A 12415-nucleotide genomic window follows, 5' to 3' on the forward strand; every position below is an offset into this window, starting at 1 on the left:
GACTCGCCGCACAACGGGCAATGCAGGAACTCCGCCGACAGCGTGAGTTGCGTAACTCGGCCGACACTTCACGCGCGCTCGGTGTCGCGCTGGAGCAGGTGGCATGAGCACCCAGCCCACCCGCAGCCAACTGATCGGCGAGATCGTCGTGGCGGCCATCAACGCCACGCGCCTCACCTGGAACGCCTACGTCGAAGCGGTGGTCGCGCACTACCACGCGCATACCGAAGTGGCGGACCGCGTGCTGCAGTTCCACGTCGCCAGCACCGCCGACGAAGTGGAGCCGGCCGCGCGCCTCAACACCCAGACCATCAAGCGCATGTTGATCGGCGAGCACAAGCTGGTCGCCGACATCGAGGACGCGCTGATTGCCGCGCTGCCCGAGGACTGGCGCTGCCGCCTGCTCACCGCGCTGCTCGATCGCCACGGCCTGCTGCTGGCCCGTAAGCCGCCCGCGCTGGACGACTCGGCCGGCCAGATCACCACCGCCTGCGCGCTGATGCGCAAGACCGCGGGCGCGGTGCAGGCCATCGCCCCGATTCTGGAAAACGGCACCGTCGACGCCGCCGACGCACCGCACCTGGTGCCCGCGCTCGACGCGGTGAACAAGGTCATGGGCGCCTGCGTGACCATCAGCACGCAGCTGACCACCGCCATCGGCATGTACGCGCCGCCGGCGAGGGCGCACTGATGGCCGCGCGCCTGCTGGCCCAGCCCGTCAACCCGCACGCCGATCGCTTCGATCGCTGGTTCGCCGCGTCCGTACCGGGCGGCACCCGCTGGCGCCTCGTGCGCTACGCCCGTCTCGACGCCGACGGCAAGCCCGTCGGCATGCCCGACGTGTTCCACAGCAACACCCGGCCTGATCAGGTCGTCACCTTCGCCACCGAAGCCGACGCCACGCGCGTGGCCCGCTTCGTCAACGACGAGCAGTACCCCGCAAACGAGGAAGCCACCGGCGCAGCAACGCCAGTGGCTTCGTGATCCCAACCTGGAGGAAAGAGATCGTGGAAGAGGAAAACACAACCCCGCGTCAGCGGCAAGTCGCTGACCGCCTGGACACCATCGTCGTCATCGTCGCCGCCGTGCTGGCGCTGCTGATCGCCACCGGCCGCGTGCCGCAGTTCATCACCGAGCACCAGGACCGCGCGGTCGCGGCGCAGGCCGTGGCAGAGCAGGGGAGGGCGCACTGATGGATGCTCAACAGCTTTTCGATGCAGCTCGTTTGCCCGAGCGCGACGCGGATGGCCGGCTTACGCATCCAGACTTTGCGGGCCTCATGTTCGTCGACGATGAGATCAGCGTTGAGCCGTTCTTCAACGCTGCCGGTCTCGAATTCAAGGCCGTCACGTATGAGTGGCCGGACGACGACACCAACGACGGGTGTGACCATCGCTGGATCACGCCGGAGGTGCCGGAGGGTGATGGCTGGCGGCTCGTCTGCATCGACAGCAACGAAGACGGCGAAGGGCTCGTGTGGTGGTGCCGGTACATCGGCCAGATCGAGCTGATGAAGCAGATCAGGGCGAAGCACGCGGGCCGGGCCGACGAAACCCAGGCACTTGCCGACTTCACCGAATACTTCGTGCGCAACTACCCCGGGCCGGACACGATCATCGGTGACCCCCACTGGCACGCGCCGCGGATCTTCCGTGCCGCAAAGGGTGCGCTCTTTCCGCACGTCTCGCGCGCAGGGGAGGGCTAAGCCATGTTCTTCCGCAACGTCACACTGTTCGCGTTCCCCGCCGCGCTGGACCTGTCCGAGCTCGCCGCGCGCCTGGCGGAGTTCCCGCTCAAGCCCGTCGGTCCGCTGGAACTCTCAAGCACCGGTTTCATCCCGCCGCTCGGTCGCGATGCCGATGCACTGACGCACGCGCACGACGACTCCATCTGGATCACCGTCGGCAGCGAAGAGAAGATCCTGCCGGGCCCGGTGGTCAATGAGGCACTCGCGCGCCGCATCGAGGACTTCGAGAAGGCGCAGGGCCGCAAGCCCGGCGGCAAGCTGCGCAAGCAGATGAAGGACGACCTGCTGCAGGAACTGCTGCCGCGCGCCCTGGTGAAGCCGGGCCGCATCGATGCCCTCATCGACACGCGCCTGGGCGTGATCGCCGTCAACACCGCCAGCCGCAAGGCCGCCGAAGGCGTGGTGTCCGCGGTGCGCATGGCGCTGGGCAGCTTCCCCGCGCTGCCGCTCAATGCCGAAGTCTCGCCGCGTCGCGTGCTGACCGGCTGGGTGGCGGGCGAACCGCTGCCCGACGGCGTGACCCTCGGCGAAGACTGCGTGCTCAAGGACCCCAGCGACCACGGCGCCACCGTGCGCTGCACCGATCAGGACCTGCACAGCGATGAGATCACCCGCCACCTCGACGCCGGCAAGCAGGCCACGCGCCTCGCGCTCAACGTCGACGACCACGTGTCGTTCGATCTCGGCGAAGACCTGGTGCTGCGCAAGTTCCGTCTGCTCGACGGCGCGCTCGATTCGCTCGAGCACACCGACAACGAAAACCTGCGCGCCGAACTCGACGCCCGCTTCGCGCTGATGACCGGTGAACTGCGGCGGGTGTTCGGGGTGCTGTCGGCGGCGCTGAAGCTGTCGGAGGTGGAGTGATGGCCGAGATCGGAACCCTGCACATCGGTGGCGTCGAGCAGGATGCCCAGAGATGCCTGCGTTGCGGCTCGCCGCATCTCGACACCGGTTGGGAGTGCACTGACTGCGGCTACGACAACCTGCCGCACTACTCAACGCCCGACGACGCCCCGCAGCCGGCCACAGGGGAGGGCACCTGATGTCCATCACCCAGTTCCCGCGCCGCGCACAGCCCATCCCCGGCGATCTCGCCACCCTGCAGACCGAATGGCTGGACCACCGCCGCGCACGCGGCGCCAGCGGCAACACGCTGTCGGCCTACGGCGCGGACCTCAATCACTTCCGCGGTTTCCTCGACCTGCTCGACATCACCCTGGTGCAGTTGGTCAGCGAGCAGCAGATCAACCGCTGGCTCGACGACGGCGTGCTGCATCTGGGCTGGAGCCGGCGCACCGCGGCGCGCAAGTCCAGCAGCGTGCGCACGTTCTTCGCGTGGGTGGAGGCGATGGGCTACATCCGCCACAACCCGTCCAGCGAAGTGCGCATCAAGTTCCGCCCGCGGCGCGTGATCGCCCCGGAAATGGACGCGCTGGTGCCGGTGATCGAAGCCATCGGCACCGACGCACCGGTGGACCTGCGCGACCGCGCCATGCTGATGCTGCTGCTCGACGCCGCGCTGCGCGCCGGCGAGGTGGTGGGCCTGGACATCCCGGACCGCCCGCGCGCTAACGCGCGCGCGCCGCTCTACACCGTGCAGGTCAACAGCCTGCGCGTGCACGTGCGGCCCAAGGGCGACAGCGACGGCAGCGTGGAGACCGTCGGCATCGAACCGCAGACCGTCGAAGCCGTGCGCATCTGGCTGCACGCGCGGCCCAGGCTGGCGAAGCACGCGGGCGAACACGCCCTGTTCCTCAACGGTCGCGGCGATCGCGTCTCCCGGCACCTGCTCTACACCATCGTCCGCCGCCGCGGCGCCGCAGTCGGCATGCCCGAACTGCATCCGCACCTGTTCCGCCACCGCCGCGTCGGCGACGTGGTGGAGAAGCTGGGGCTCGACGTCGGCAGCGCAATGGCGCGGCACGCCTGCAAGGCCACCACCGTCAACGTCTACGGCGCCCACGCCGCGGAAGTGCAGCGGCAGGCCGTGCGCAACGGGGCATCGCTGCCCGAGGTGCGGGCATGACTCTTACCCGACAGATCTACGATGCTGTGGCCGCACTGCAGCCCACCACGTTCGGGCCGATCGCGCAGGCACTCACCGGCGCCGGCGCATCCCGCCGTAGCCTGTCGCAATCGCTGTGCGAATTGCAGCGAAAAGGTTGGATCACCAGCGAAGGCAAGCACGGCGCGCGGCTCTACCGCACCGGTATCGGTGCACCGCCCATCATCGCGCCGCGTCGCTGCACCCAGGCGGCCAGAACGCCTGTGCGGAACCGCACGCACACCGGCAACCCGCGCGACAGCGTCGACACCACTCCCGCACTGCAACCCATCTGGCCCGCCGTCGCCGGCGCGCCCATCGGAGGGCTACGCCCATGCATCGCATGATCGAAACGCTTCCTGCCACCGACGCCTGCCGCCAGGGCCACGCCGCGCGCCTGATGCAGGACCTGCGCGGCCCGCAGTTCGGCGGCGGCCACTTCGTGGAGTGCGCCTGCACGCGCACCAACGTCTGCAGCCACCGCAACCGCGCCGTCACCGAGTGGCGCCGCAGCAACGGACTGGCCGATGCCGCCGCGGCACCGGTGAAGCTGCGGAGGGTGCGCTGATGGCACGCGCCAATCCCCAGCACGGCCGCGTGCTCGCCGCGCTGCGTGCCGGCCCGTGCACCGCCGCCGACCTCTGGCAGCAGCACGGCATCATGCGCGCCGCCGCGCGCGTGCACGAGCTGCGCACCATCGGCCACGACATCCGCAGCCGCGAGATCACCGTGCGCAACCGCGACGGCGGCACCAGTCGCGTCGCGCAGTACAGCCTGGGAGAAGCCCAGCTGACGTTGATCCCGCAGTGCCCGGGCCGCGGTCAGATGACCGACCAGGCGGTGCGCGCATGAGCGGGCGTCTGTCCGCGGCCGCGTGGCGCCTCGTAGCGCACATCGTCTCGCGGCCGGCGGTGGCCGGCTGGATCATCCGCCGCGCGATGCGCACCCCGTACTTCCACCTCGAGGGCTACATGCGCCGTTGGTGGGTGTTCAATGCCTACGCCAGCGACACCAGCATCGAAGACGCGTTGCGGGGCAGGGCGAAGCCGTGGCCCTGGCTGCCTTCGATCCGAGTTCATCACATCCAGCGCGAGGATCTGGCCGCGCACCCGCACGATCACCCGTGGAACGCGCGCACCATCCTGCTCGACGGTTGGTACGTCGAGCGCCGCGAGCACCAGTCGCCCCGCGTCCTGCGTGCCGGCGACACCGCGGCGATCGCGTTCGGCGAATACCACCACATCGAACGCGTCAGCGATGGCGGCGTCTGGACGCTGTTCTTCACCTGGCAGTACGGCGGCACGTGGGGCTTTCGCGTCGACGGCGAGAAGGTGCCGTGGCGGGTCTACGTGGCCCAGAACCCGGAGCGCAGCTGATGGCCCGCACATGCCCTGCCTGCGGCACGGAGACCAGCGACCGCACCTGCTGTGGACTGGACCTCGCCGCCCCATTCGCGATGACGAAGGTCCGCGTCGGCGCGCTGCGCCGCTACGTCCACGGCCGGAAAGGCCTGGACGAACCCACCTACCGGCTGCACCTGCGCGCCGTCGGCGCCGACAGCACGCTGCACCTCACCCGACAGCAATACGACGAGCTGCTCGCGCGGCTGCGGCCGCTCCCGGACCGCAAGCGTCCGCCCAATCCAAGAACGGAGACTCGCGCCCATGGCTGATGGATCACAGGGCAGGTTCCATCTGCCCATGCTCAAGGCGACATCGCGTCTGCGCGATGGCGAAATCGTGGTGGATCTGTTCGCCGGTGGTGGCGGTGCCAGCACTGCGCTGGAACAGGCGCTCGGCCGGCCCGTCGACATCGCCATCAACCACAACCCGTGGGCCGTCAGCATGCACGCGGCGAACCACCCGTACACGCGACACCTGTGCGAGGACGTGTGGCAGGCCGATCCGAAGCGCGAAGTCGCAGGCCGCAAAGTCGGCTGGCTGCATGCTTCACCGGACTGCACGCACTTCAGCCAGGCCAAGGGCGGACAGCCGCGGAACGGTAAGGTGCGGGCGCTGTCGTGGTGCGTGCTGAAGTGGGCCGGCAAGGCGCGACCGCGCATCATCAGCCTCGAGAACGTGCACCAGATCCTGAAGTGGTGCCCGCTGGTCGCAAAGCGCTGCAAGGCGACTGGCCGCGTAATGAAGCTGGATGGCACCGTCGCCGCGCGCGGCGAGCGCGTGCCGGTCGAGCATCAGTTCCTGATCCCCGACAAGCGCCGCGAGGGCAGCACCTGGCGCCAGTTCGTCGGCGCGCTGCGCGGCCTTGGCTATACGGTCGAATGGAGGCGCATCAAGGCCTGCGATTTCGGCGCCGGCACCAGCCGTGAGCGCCTGTTCCTGCTGGCGCGTCGAGACGGTCAGCCGATCATCTGGCCGCAGCCGACACACGGCCCCGGGCGTGCTCAACCGTTCGTGACCGCGGCTGATTGCATCGACTGGTCGATCGCATGCCCGTCGATCTTCACCCGCAGCAAGCCGCTCGCCGATGCGACGCTGCGACGGATCGCGCGTGGCATCCGTCGCTATGTACTGGACGCGGCCGAACCTTTCATCGTGCCGAACAACACCAACAACAGCCCGAAGTCTGTGCGCGAACCACTGCCGGCGGTGACCACGTGCCAAGGTCGCAATCTGGTGATCTCGCCCGCCATCGTTCAGTGCGCCAATGCATCAGCAAACGGCGTCGCCGATGGTGGCGAGCCCCTGGGCACGGTGACGGCCTGGCCGAAGGGTGGATCGCATGCGGTGGCTGCAGCGATGCTGGTGCAGGCCGCGCATGGCGAGGGCCGCCCCGGGGGTGTGCAGCGGTGGGGAAGTGGCGTCAGGTCAGTGGACGGCCCAGCTGGCACAGTCACGGCCTCAGGGAGCGGAGGCTATGCCGTGGCAGCGGCGACGCTGATCCAGACTGGCTACGGCGAACGCCCGGGCCAAGCGCCCCGCGTTCCGGGACTCGATAAGCCGGTTGGCACGCTCGTCGATGGACAGAAGCACGCTGTCGTGACCGCATTCCTCGAACAGGCCGCCGGCGGACCAAACAGCAACACGTCGCGCCCGCGCTCTGCGAGCGAGCCGGTTTCTACTATCTCGACTAAGGGCAGCCAGCAGCGTCTGTGCACAGCGCACCTCGCGGCGATGGCGCAGAACGTCAACGGTATTGATCCGGAGCAGCCGCTGCCGACGGTGCTGGCCGGGGCCACGCGCTTCGGTGTCGTGGAGTGCCAGTTGAGCCCCGAGCACGAGGCAGGTGCGCTCCAGGTCGCCGCGTTCCTGCTGCGCTACTACGGCGAGGGCGGGCAGTGGGGCAGCCTGACCGATCCGGCGCATGCCATCACCACGAAGGATCGACTTGCGCTGGTCACGGTGACCATCCGCGGAACCCCCTATGTGATCGTCGACATCGGCCTGCGCATGCTCCAGCGCCACGAGCTGTTCCGCGCGCAGGGATTCCCGGCCGATTACATCATCGACCGCACCGCTGATGGTCGGGCGCTTTCGGTCAGCCGCAGCGTTGCGATGGTGGGCAACAGCGTGAGTCCGCCGCCGCACCGCGCGCTCGTGGAGGCCAACTGCGAGCCCGCGGACGTGCCCGTGCGGATTGCAGCATGAGCGGCCACCAGAAGTTCATCGCCACCGGTCACCTGGGCGCCGACCCGTCGGTCAAGGTCGCCGGCGGCGGCACGTGCGCCGAAATGCGCATCGCAGTCACCGACGTCTGGCGCGACCGCGCGGGCGAACGTGTCGAGCACACCGAATGGCTGCGCATCAAGGCCTTCGGCCGCGACGCGGAGAACGCCGGCAAGTTCCTGAAGACGGGCCGGCTGATCACCGTCGAAGGCAAGTTGCGCACCGAGAAGTGGCAGGCGAGCGACGGCAGCGATCGCTACTCGACGTGGATCTATGCCGAGCCCGGCGGCATCACCTGGCACGGCGGGCGCGAGCACGCCGACACCCGACCCGAGCACCGGGGCAGGGGAGCGACATCCGATGACGCCGCGCCGGCAGGCGCGGCCCACCCGTCCAAGCTCGAGCAGCAGTTCAATGACAACAACATCCCGTTCTAGCCGGCGATCACTCGCTGACGCGGCGCGCGCGCGGATGGTGGGCGGCGGCCGTTCGCAGATGCGCCAGGTCGACGCCCAGATAGCGCGTGGTGGTCTCGGCGTTCTCGTGGCCCAGCATCTGCGCGATGGCGAAGATGTCGAGCCCGTTCTTCATCAGCTCGGTGGCGAACGATGCGCGCAGCAGGTGCGGGTAGTGGCCCTGCCAGGGCCGACCGGCACCGTAGGCCTCAACCCGCGAGTAGCCGCAGCCGAGGCCGAGCGCGCGCCGCGCGTATCGGTTCACGATCACCCAGACGCTGCGGCCATCCCGCAGCGGTCGGCCACGCCGGGTCACGAACAGCGCCGCGCGCTTGCCCGGTTTCACCGTGGCGCGCTTCTGCAGGTACGTCTGCAGCAGCCCATGCCACGGGCCACCGAACGGCACCAGCCGATGCTTGCCGCCTTTGCCACGCACGTGCAGCAGCCCATCCAGCAGCACGTCGCCCAGTTCAAGGGCGGCCAGTTCGCTGGCGCGCAGCCCGCACTGGTAGAGCGTCGCCATGATCAGGTGGTCGCGCAGGCCCACGAACGTCGACAGATCCGGCGCGGCCAGCAGTACGCCCATCTCGTGGTCACTGAGCGCGCGCACCAGGCGCGTCGGCGGCCGGCGCATGCGCGGGTAGCCGGACGGCTGCCATTCGGCCGGATCGACCATGTGCCGCCACGCGAACCAGGACCGCAGCGCCGAGATCTCCAGATTCACGGAGTTCGGACCCAGGTGGGCGGACCGCGCACGCAAGTAGCGCCGCACCGGATCGTCCGTGCTGCCATCGTCCTGCACAGGCAAGAAGCGCGCGACCACCGCGGCGTACGCCAGCACCGTCTTCGGCGACCGCCCGCAGACCCGTAGGAACGTGGCGTAGCGGTCCAGAAGCTCAACATAAATCGGTTTTAGTGACACCAACGGTAAACACCCCGCGAACACAACAGGGCGAAACGCTTTGCAGATCAGTTGTTTAGGGCGCCCCTGTCGTGGACTGCCCCAAACATTACATAATGTACATTATGCGAAGTCCTGGATAGGTGCCCAGGCAATCCCACAGGCTTCAAACCTGCTTTGACTTGCCCTTCTGCTCGCCGCCGAGTGCCTTTGCCCTGCACGCCTCCAGGATCTCATCCGCCAGCGGCGAATCGTCCGGGCATGCACGCGACAGCACCAGCGCGCCGACAAGGCGCGCCATCATGTCCAGCGTGTCGGCGCGCGACGCCTGGGCGATGTTCTTTGATCCCGCGTCTTCGCCGCCGGCGCTGCGGATATCGGTCAGCAGCCGTTCGATGCCCTCGGCGAACGTCGCTCTGACGGCCTCCGGCTGGCGGGCTGCATCGGCGCCGAGCGCGGCCATGGTGCAGCCGCTCCCGCGATCATCGCGGTGTTCGCGCGACAGGTAGTGCGCGACGAACTCTGCCGGCGTCCCGGCTTCGGCGCGCTGCGCGGCCTGGGCGAATCCGCATTCCGCCGCTTCGGCCATCAGGTCGGCTTTGGACCGGAACTGCTTGTAGAAACCGCCGTGGGTGAAGCCGGCGGCCGCCATCAGGTCGGCTACGCCCACGCCGTCGTAGCCACGCTCCCGGAACAGCGCCGCGGCGGTGTCCACCACGTGTGCCCGGTTCGCCGCTGCCTGCGCCTTAGTGACTCGCATTGCCCGACCTCGCCTCGAATTCGAGGGGCCAGCATACATGGATGTCGATCGTCATCAAAACCATTGACTTCAAAGATTACGATCATCATCATTGACCGCGAACACGCACTGCCTGCGCCTGCGCAGGCTCGCGACTGGCCCTTTCGAGTCACCCACCCGAGTCCGAATCCAATGAACAAGCTTCCCGCTGCCCTGATCACCGGCGCCTCCAGCGGCATCGGCGCCGTCTATGCCGAACGCTTCGCACAGCGCGGGCACGATGTTGTCCTGGTCGCGCGCGACCAGGCGCGCCTCGAGGCACTGGCGGCACGCCTGCGTGCGGAGACCGGTGTCGAGGTCGATGTGCTGCGCGCCGATCTCACCCACGCCGAGGATCTGGCGGCCGTTTCCGAGCGGCTGCGCACGGACGACCGTATCGGCATCCTGATCAACAACGCCGGCGCGGGCCAGGCGGGCGGCTTTCTGGAACAGTTCAGCGACAGCGTCGCGCGCCTGATCGCGCTCAATACGACAGCGCCCACGCAGCTGGCCGCCGCCATTGCACCGCGCCTCGCGCAGGCAGGCACCGGTGCGATCGTGAACATCGGATCCGTGGTGGGCTTCGCACCGGAGTTCGGCGCGCTGGTCTACGGCGCGACCAAGGCCTTCCTGCTCTATCTGTCGCAGGGCCTGCGTCTGGAACTGGAACCGAAGGGCGTCTACGTCCAGGCTGTGCTCCCCGCCGGCACCCGCACCGAGCTCTGGGCGCGGGCGGGCATCGATCCTGACACCCTGCCCGATCTCATGGACACCGCCGAACTGGTGGATGCTGCGCTGGTGGGTTTCGACCGTCGCGAAGCCGTGACCATTCCGCCGCTGCACGTGGCCGAACGCTGGGATGCACTGGACGCCGCGCGCCTGGGCCTGATGTCGGATCTGCGCCAGGCGCATGCCGCCGAGCGGTACCACGCCACGCGCTGATCCACTTCAGACTCGGCCGGGCGCATTGCGAACGGCCAGACCCACGCAAGTTCAAGGACGCACCACGATGCAGGCACTCACGTTCAAGCGCTACGGCAAGTCGCCGGACATCGGTTTCAGCGATGTGCCGCGTCCGGTCCCGGGCCCAGACGAACTGCTGGTCCAGATCCACGCGGTGGGTCTGAATCCGATCGACAACGTGATTCCGACAGGCGCCTTCAAAGCGGTGCTGAAGTTCGATCTGCCGGCGACGCTGGGCAGCGATCTGGCCGGTATCGTGGTCGAAGTCGGCCGGAACGTGACGCGCTTCAAGCCGGGCGATGCGGTCTACGCGAGTCTGTTCGATCTGGGCAACGGATCACTCGCGGAGTTCGCAGCGGTGCCCGAGCGCGTCGCGGCCCACAAACCGGCCAATCTCGATTTCGTGCAGGCCGCGTCGATCCCGATGGTCGGCCTGACCGCCTGGCAGGCACTGCGCGAGCGCGCGAATCTCGCACCTGGCGAGAAGGTGTTCGTACCGGCCGGCTCTGGCGGCATCGGCACGTTCGCGATCCAGCTGGCGAAGCATCTGGGCGCATACGTCGGCACGACCACCAGCACCGGCAATGTGTCGCTGGTGCGTGACCTGGGCGCGGATAAAGTCGTCGATTACACGCAGGACACCTTCGACACGGTGCTGCGCGATTACGACGTCGTACTCGGCACGCTGCGTGGCGACGTGATCGAACAGTCCGTCGGCATCCTGAAACCCGGTGGCCGCATCGTCTCGCTGGTCGGGCCGCTCGACCCGGCGTTCGCTCGTGCGCGCAAGCTCAATGGTCTGCTGGCGCTGGTGTTCGGATGGATGAGCCGGAAAATCCGGCGCCTCGCGAAACAGCGTGACCTCTCCTATTCCTTTCTGTTCGTGCGTCCGGATGGCGCGCAACTCGCGGAGATCGCCACGCTGCTCGAATCCGGCCGGATCCGGCCCGTCATCGACCGGGTGTTTCCGTTCGATCAGGCGCACGAAGCGCTCGTCCATCTGGGCAAGGGCCGCGCCAGAGGCAAGGTCGTCGTGCAGGTGAAACCGGACTGACGGGGCATCCGCACAGTTGCCGTCTCGCGGCACGACACGATTGAAGGCGGCCGTCGACTGCCCGCGCGTCAGTCCCGATCCAGCTCCGGACATCGGCGTTCCATGGACGAAGGCTGGATTGCTCCACGGCTGCGCCTGTTGCGAGCGAGCGTGCCGACTTCGCGGACTTTCAGCCGCCCGGGCCGCGCGTGTGATTGCAATGCGCGGAGCGCAGCCTTGCATCCCCCGCGAGTGTTTCGATGTTCCGGTAACGCCGGTGGCCACTGGTCGCTGCGGTCACGACACCGCACAGCGCATCCGACTTGTAACTGCCATCGGCGTTCTGCGGGCTGCCGTAGCGCCGCGACAATCCGGGATCGTTCGCGGACGTGCTGGGTACGAAGTTGCGGACGACGCGGCCGTCGACCTCGATCTCGCGGTTCGTGTCGTAGACGCGATCGATCCGGTCGCGATCACTGCAACGCTCTGACTGGTAGGTCACCGCGCCTTGCCAGTTGACGCATTTGTAGACCTGCTGGGCCGCGACCGGACTGGACCACACAAGCGCGTACGCCAGCAGCGCGAGCCGCTTCGACATCGAATCCATTCGTTGAAACTCCATCCCCTGAGCGTCGGATTCTAGGGCAACGCTGAAAAATGTCGTCATTACCGCGAAGGCGGGAGTCCAAGCTCTCAAGCCATTGAAAACGATGGCACTGGATTCCCGCCTTCGCGGGAATGACGAACACGGCCAGATTTAATCAGCGTTGCCCTGGGGCAGCGCAGACGTTTTCGATCCCGCGCGTGACGGTATCCCGAAGCGGGGTTTCCGCTCCACGGATGCCCGTCATCCGTTCCAGGTTCGGGG

Annotated in this window: 19 protein-coding genes; 16 read left to right on the top strand and 3 right to left on the bottom strand. The window is 68.1% G+C overall.

What is annotated here, in order from left to right:
• The first annotated feature begins 103 nt into the window (after positions 1 to 103).
• Genes AC3A5K_RS02455 through AC3A5K_RS02520 form a run of 14 tightly spaced genes read left to right on the top strand, consistent with a single transcriptional unit; the run spans position 104 to position 7854 of the window.
• Positions 104 to 691, top strand: coding sequence for a hypothetical protein (locus tag AC3A5K_RS02455; RefSeq protein ID WP_487615921.1), 588 nt, complete (start codon positions 104 to 106; stop codon positions 689 to 691).
• Positions 691 to 984 (top strand): hypothetical protein, encoded by a 294-nt coding sequence (locus tag AC3A5K_RS02460; RefSeq protein WP_487615922.1) that lies wholly within the window; start codon positions 691 to 693, stop codon positions 982 to 984. The genes AC3A5K_RS02455 and AC3A5K_RS02460 overlap by 1 nt, the downstream gene beginning before the upstream one ends.
• A gap of 23 nt (positions 985 to 1007) precedes the next feature.
• A complete protein-coding gene (locus tag AC3A5K_RS02465; protein WP_487615923.1) occupies positions 1008 to 1193 on the top strand; it encodes a hypothetical protein in 186 nt (61 codons plus the stop codon).
• Positions 1193 to 1705, top strand: a complete 513-nt coding sequence (locus AC3A5K_RS02470; RefSeq protein ID WP_487615924.1) for a hypothetical protein — start codon at positions 1193 to 1195, stop codon at positions 1703 to 1705. Before AC3A5K_RS02465 ends, AC3A5K_RS02470 begins: the two co-directional genes overlap by 1 nt.
• 3 nt (positions 1706 to 1708) lie before the next feature.
• Positions 1709 to 2611: a recombination-associated protein RdgC gene (locus AC3A5K_RS02475; protein ID WP_487615925.1), complete on the top strand. Its 903-nt coding sequence runs from the start codon at positions 1709 to 1711 to the stop codon at positions 2609 to 2611.
• On the top strand, positions 2611 to 2790 hold the full coding sequence (locus AC3A5K_RS02480; RefSeq protein ID WP_487615926.1) for a hypothetical protein: 180 nt from the start codon (positions 2611 to 2613) through the stop codon (positions 2788 to 2790). Before AC3A5K_RS02475 ends, AC3A5K_RS02480 begins: the two co-directional genes overlap by 1 nt.
• Complete coding sequence (locus tag AC3A5K_RS02485; protein ID WP_487615927.1) at positions 2790 to 3773, top strand: tyrosine-type recombinase/integrase; 984 nt, start codon at positions 2790 to 2792, stop codon at positions 3771 to 3773. The genes AC3A5K_RS02480 and AC3A5K_RS02485 overlap by 1 nt, the downstream gene beginning before the upstream one ends.
• Positions 3770 to 4138, top strand: coding sequence for a hypothetical protein (locus AC3A5K_RS02490; RefSeq protein WP_487615928.1), 369 nt, complete (start codon positions 3770 to 3772; stop codon positions 4136 to 4138). Before AC3A5K_RS02485 ends, AC3A5K_RS02490 begins: the two co-directional genes overlap by 4 nt.
• Entirely contained in the window at positions 4126 to 4359 is a 234-nt protein-coding gene (locus AC3A5K_RS02495; protein ID WP_487615929.1) for a hypothetical protein, read from the top strand. Before AC3A5K_RS02490 ends, AC3A5K_RS02495 begins: the two co-directional genes overlap by 13 nt.
• Complete coding sequence (locus AC3A5K_RS02500; RefSeq protein WP_487615930.1) at positions 4359 to 4643, top strand: helix-turn-helix domain-containing protein; 285 nt, start codon at positions 4359 to 4361, stop codon at positions 4641 to 4643. Before AC3A5K_RS02495 ends, AC3A5K_RS02500 begins: the two co-directional genes overlap by 1 nt.
• Positions 4640 to 5167: a hypothetical protein gene (locus AC3A5K_RS02505; protein WP_487615931.1), complete on the top strand. Its 528-nt coding sequence runs from the start codon at positions 4640 to 4642 to the stop codon at positions 5165 to 5167. Before AC3A5K_RS02500 ends, AC3A5K_RS02505 begins: the two co-directional genes overlap by 4 nt.
• Positions 5167 to 5463 (top strand): hypothetical protein, encoded by a 297-nt coding sequence (locus AC3A5K_RS02510; protein WP_487615932.1) that lies wholly within the window; start codon positions 5167 to 5169, stop codon positions 5461 to 5463. The genes AC3A5K_RS02505 and AC3A5K_RS02510 overlap by 1 nt, the downstream gene beginning before the upstream one ends.
• A gap of 28 nt (positions 5464 to 5491) precedes the next feature.
• Positions 5492 to 7399, top strand: a complete 1908-nt coding sequence (locus tag AC3A5K_RS02515; protein ID WP_487615933.1) for a DNA cytosine methyltransferase — start codon at positions 5492 to 5494, stop codon at positions 7397 to 7399.
• The gene (locus AC3A5K_RS02520) at positions 7396 to 7854 is read left to right on the top strand and encodes a single-stranded DNA-binding protein (RefSeq protein WP_487615934.1); all 459 of its coding nucleotides are present in this window, start codon (positions 7396 to 7398) and stop codon (positions 7852 to 7854) included. Before AC3A5K_RS02515 ends, AC3A5K_RS02520 begins: the two co-directional genes overlap by 4 nt.
• A 7-nt stretch (positions 7855 to 7861) precedes the next feature.
• Here the strand turns inward: AC3A5K_RS02520 and AC3A5K_RS02525 are convergent, their stop codons facing one another.
• Positions 7862 to 8818: a tyrosine-type recombinase/integrase gene (locus AC3A5K_RS02525; RefSeq protein ID WP_487615935.1), complete on the bottom strand. Its 957-nt coding sequence runs from the start codon at positions 8816 to 8818 to the stop codon at positions 7862 to 7864.
• A 121-nt stretch (positions 8819 to 8939) separates the two neighbouring features.
• Positions 8940 to 9533, bottom strand: a complete 594-nt coding sequence (locus AC3A5K_RS02530) for a TetR/AcrR family transcriptional regulator (protein ID WP_487616298.1) — start codon at positions 9531 to 9533, stop codon at positions 8940 to 8942.
• Between the two features lie 171 nt (positions 9534 to 9704).
• Here AC3A5K_RS02530 and AC3A5K_RS02535 point away from each other — a divergent pair, with 171 nt between their 5' ends.
• Both AC3A5K_RS02535 and AC3A5K_RS02540 read left to right on the top strand, forming a co-directional pair.
• Positions 9705 to 10493 (top strand): SDR family NAD(P)-dependent oxidoreductase, encoded by a 789-nt coding sequence (locus AC3A5K_RS02535; protein ID WP_487615936.1) that lies wholly within the window; start codon positions 9705 to 9707, stop codon positions 10491 to 10493.
• 67 nt (positions 10494 to 10560) lie between these two features.
• The gene (locus AC3A5K_RS02540; protein ID WP_487615937.1) at positions 10561 to 11568 is read left to right on the top strand and encodes an NADP-dependent oxidoreductase; all 1008 of its coding nucleotides are present in this window, start codon (positions 10561 to 10563) and stop codon (positions 11566 to 11568) included.
• Between the two features lie 169 nt (positions 11569 to 11737).
• Here the strand turns inward: AC3A5K_RS02540 and AC3A5K_RS02545 are convergent, their stop codons facing one another.
• Positions 11738 to 12214, bottom strand: a complete 477-nt coding sequence (locus tag AC3A5K_RS02545; protein ID WP_487615938.1) for a DUF4124 domain-containing protein — start codon at positions 12212 to 12214, stop codon at positions 11738 to 11740.
• Positions 12215 to 12415: the final 201 nt, after the last annotated feature.

The organism is Luteimonas sp. Soil_C_5, from assembly GCF_057656615.1.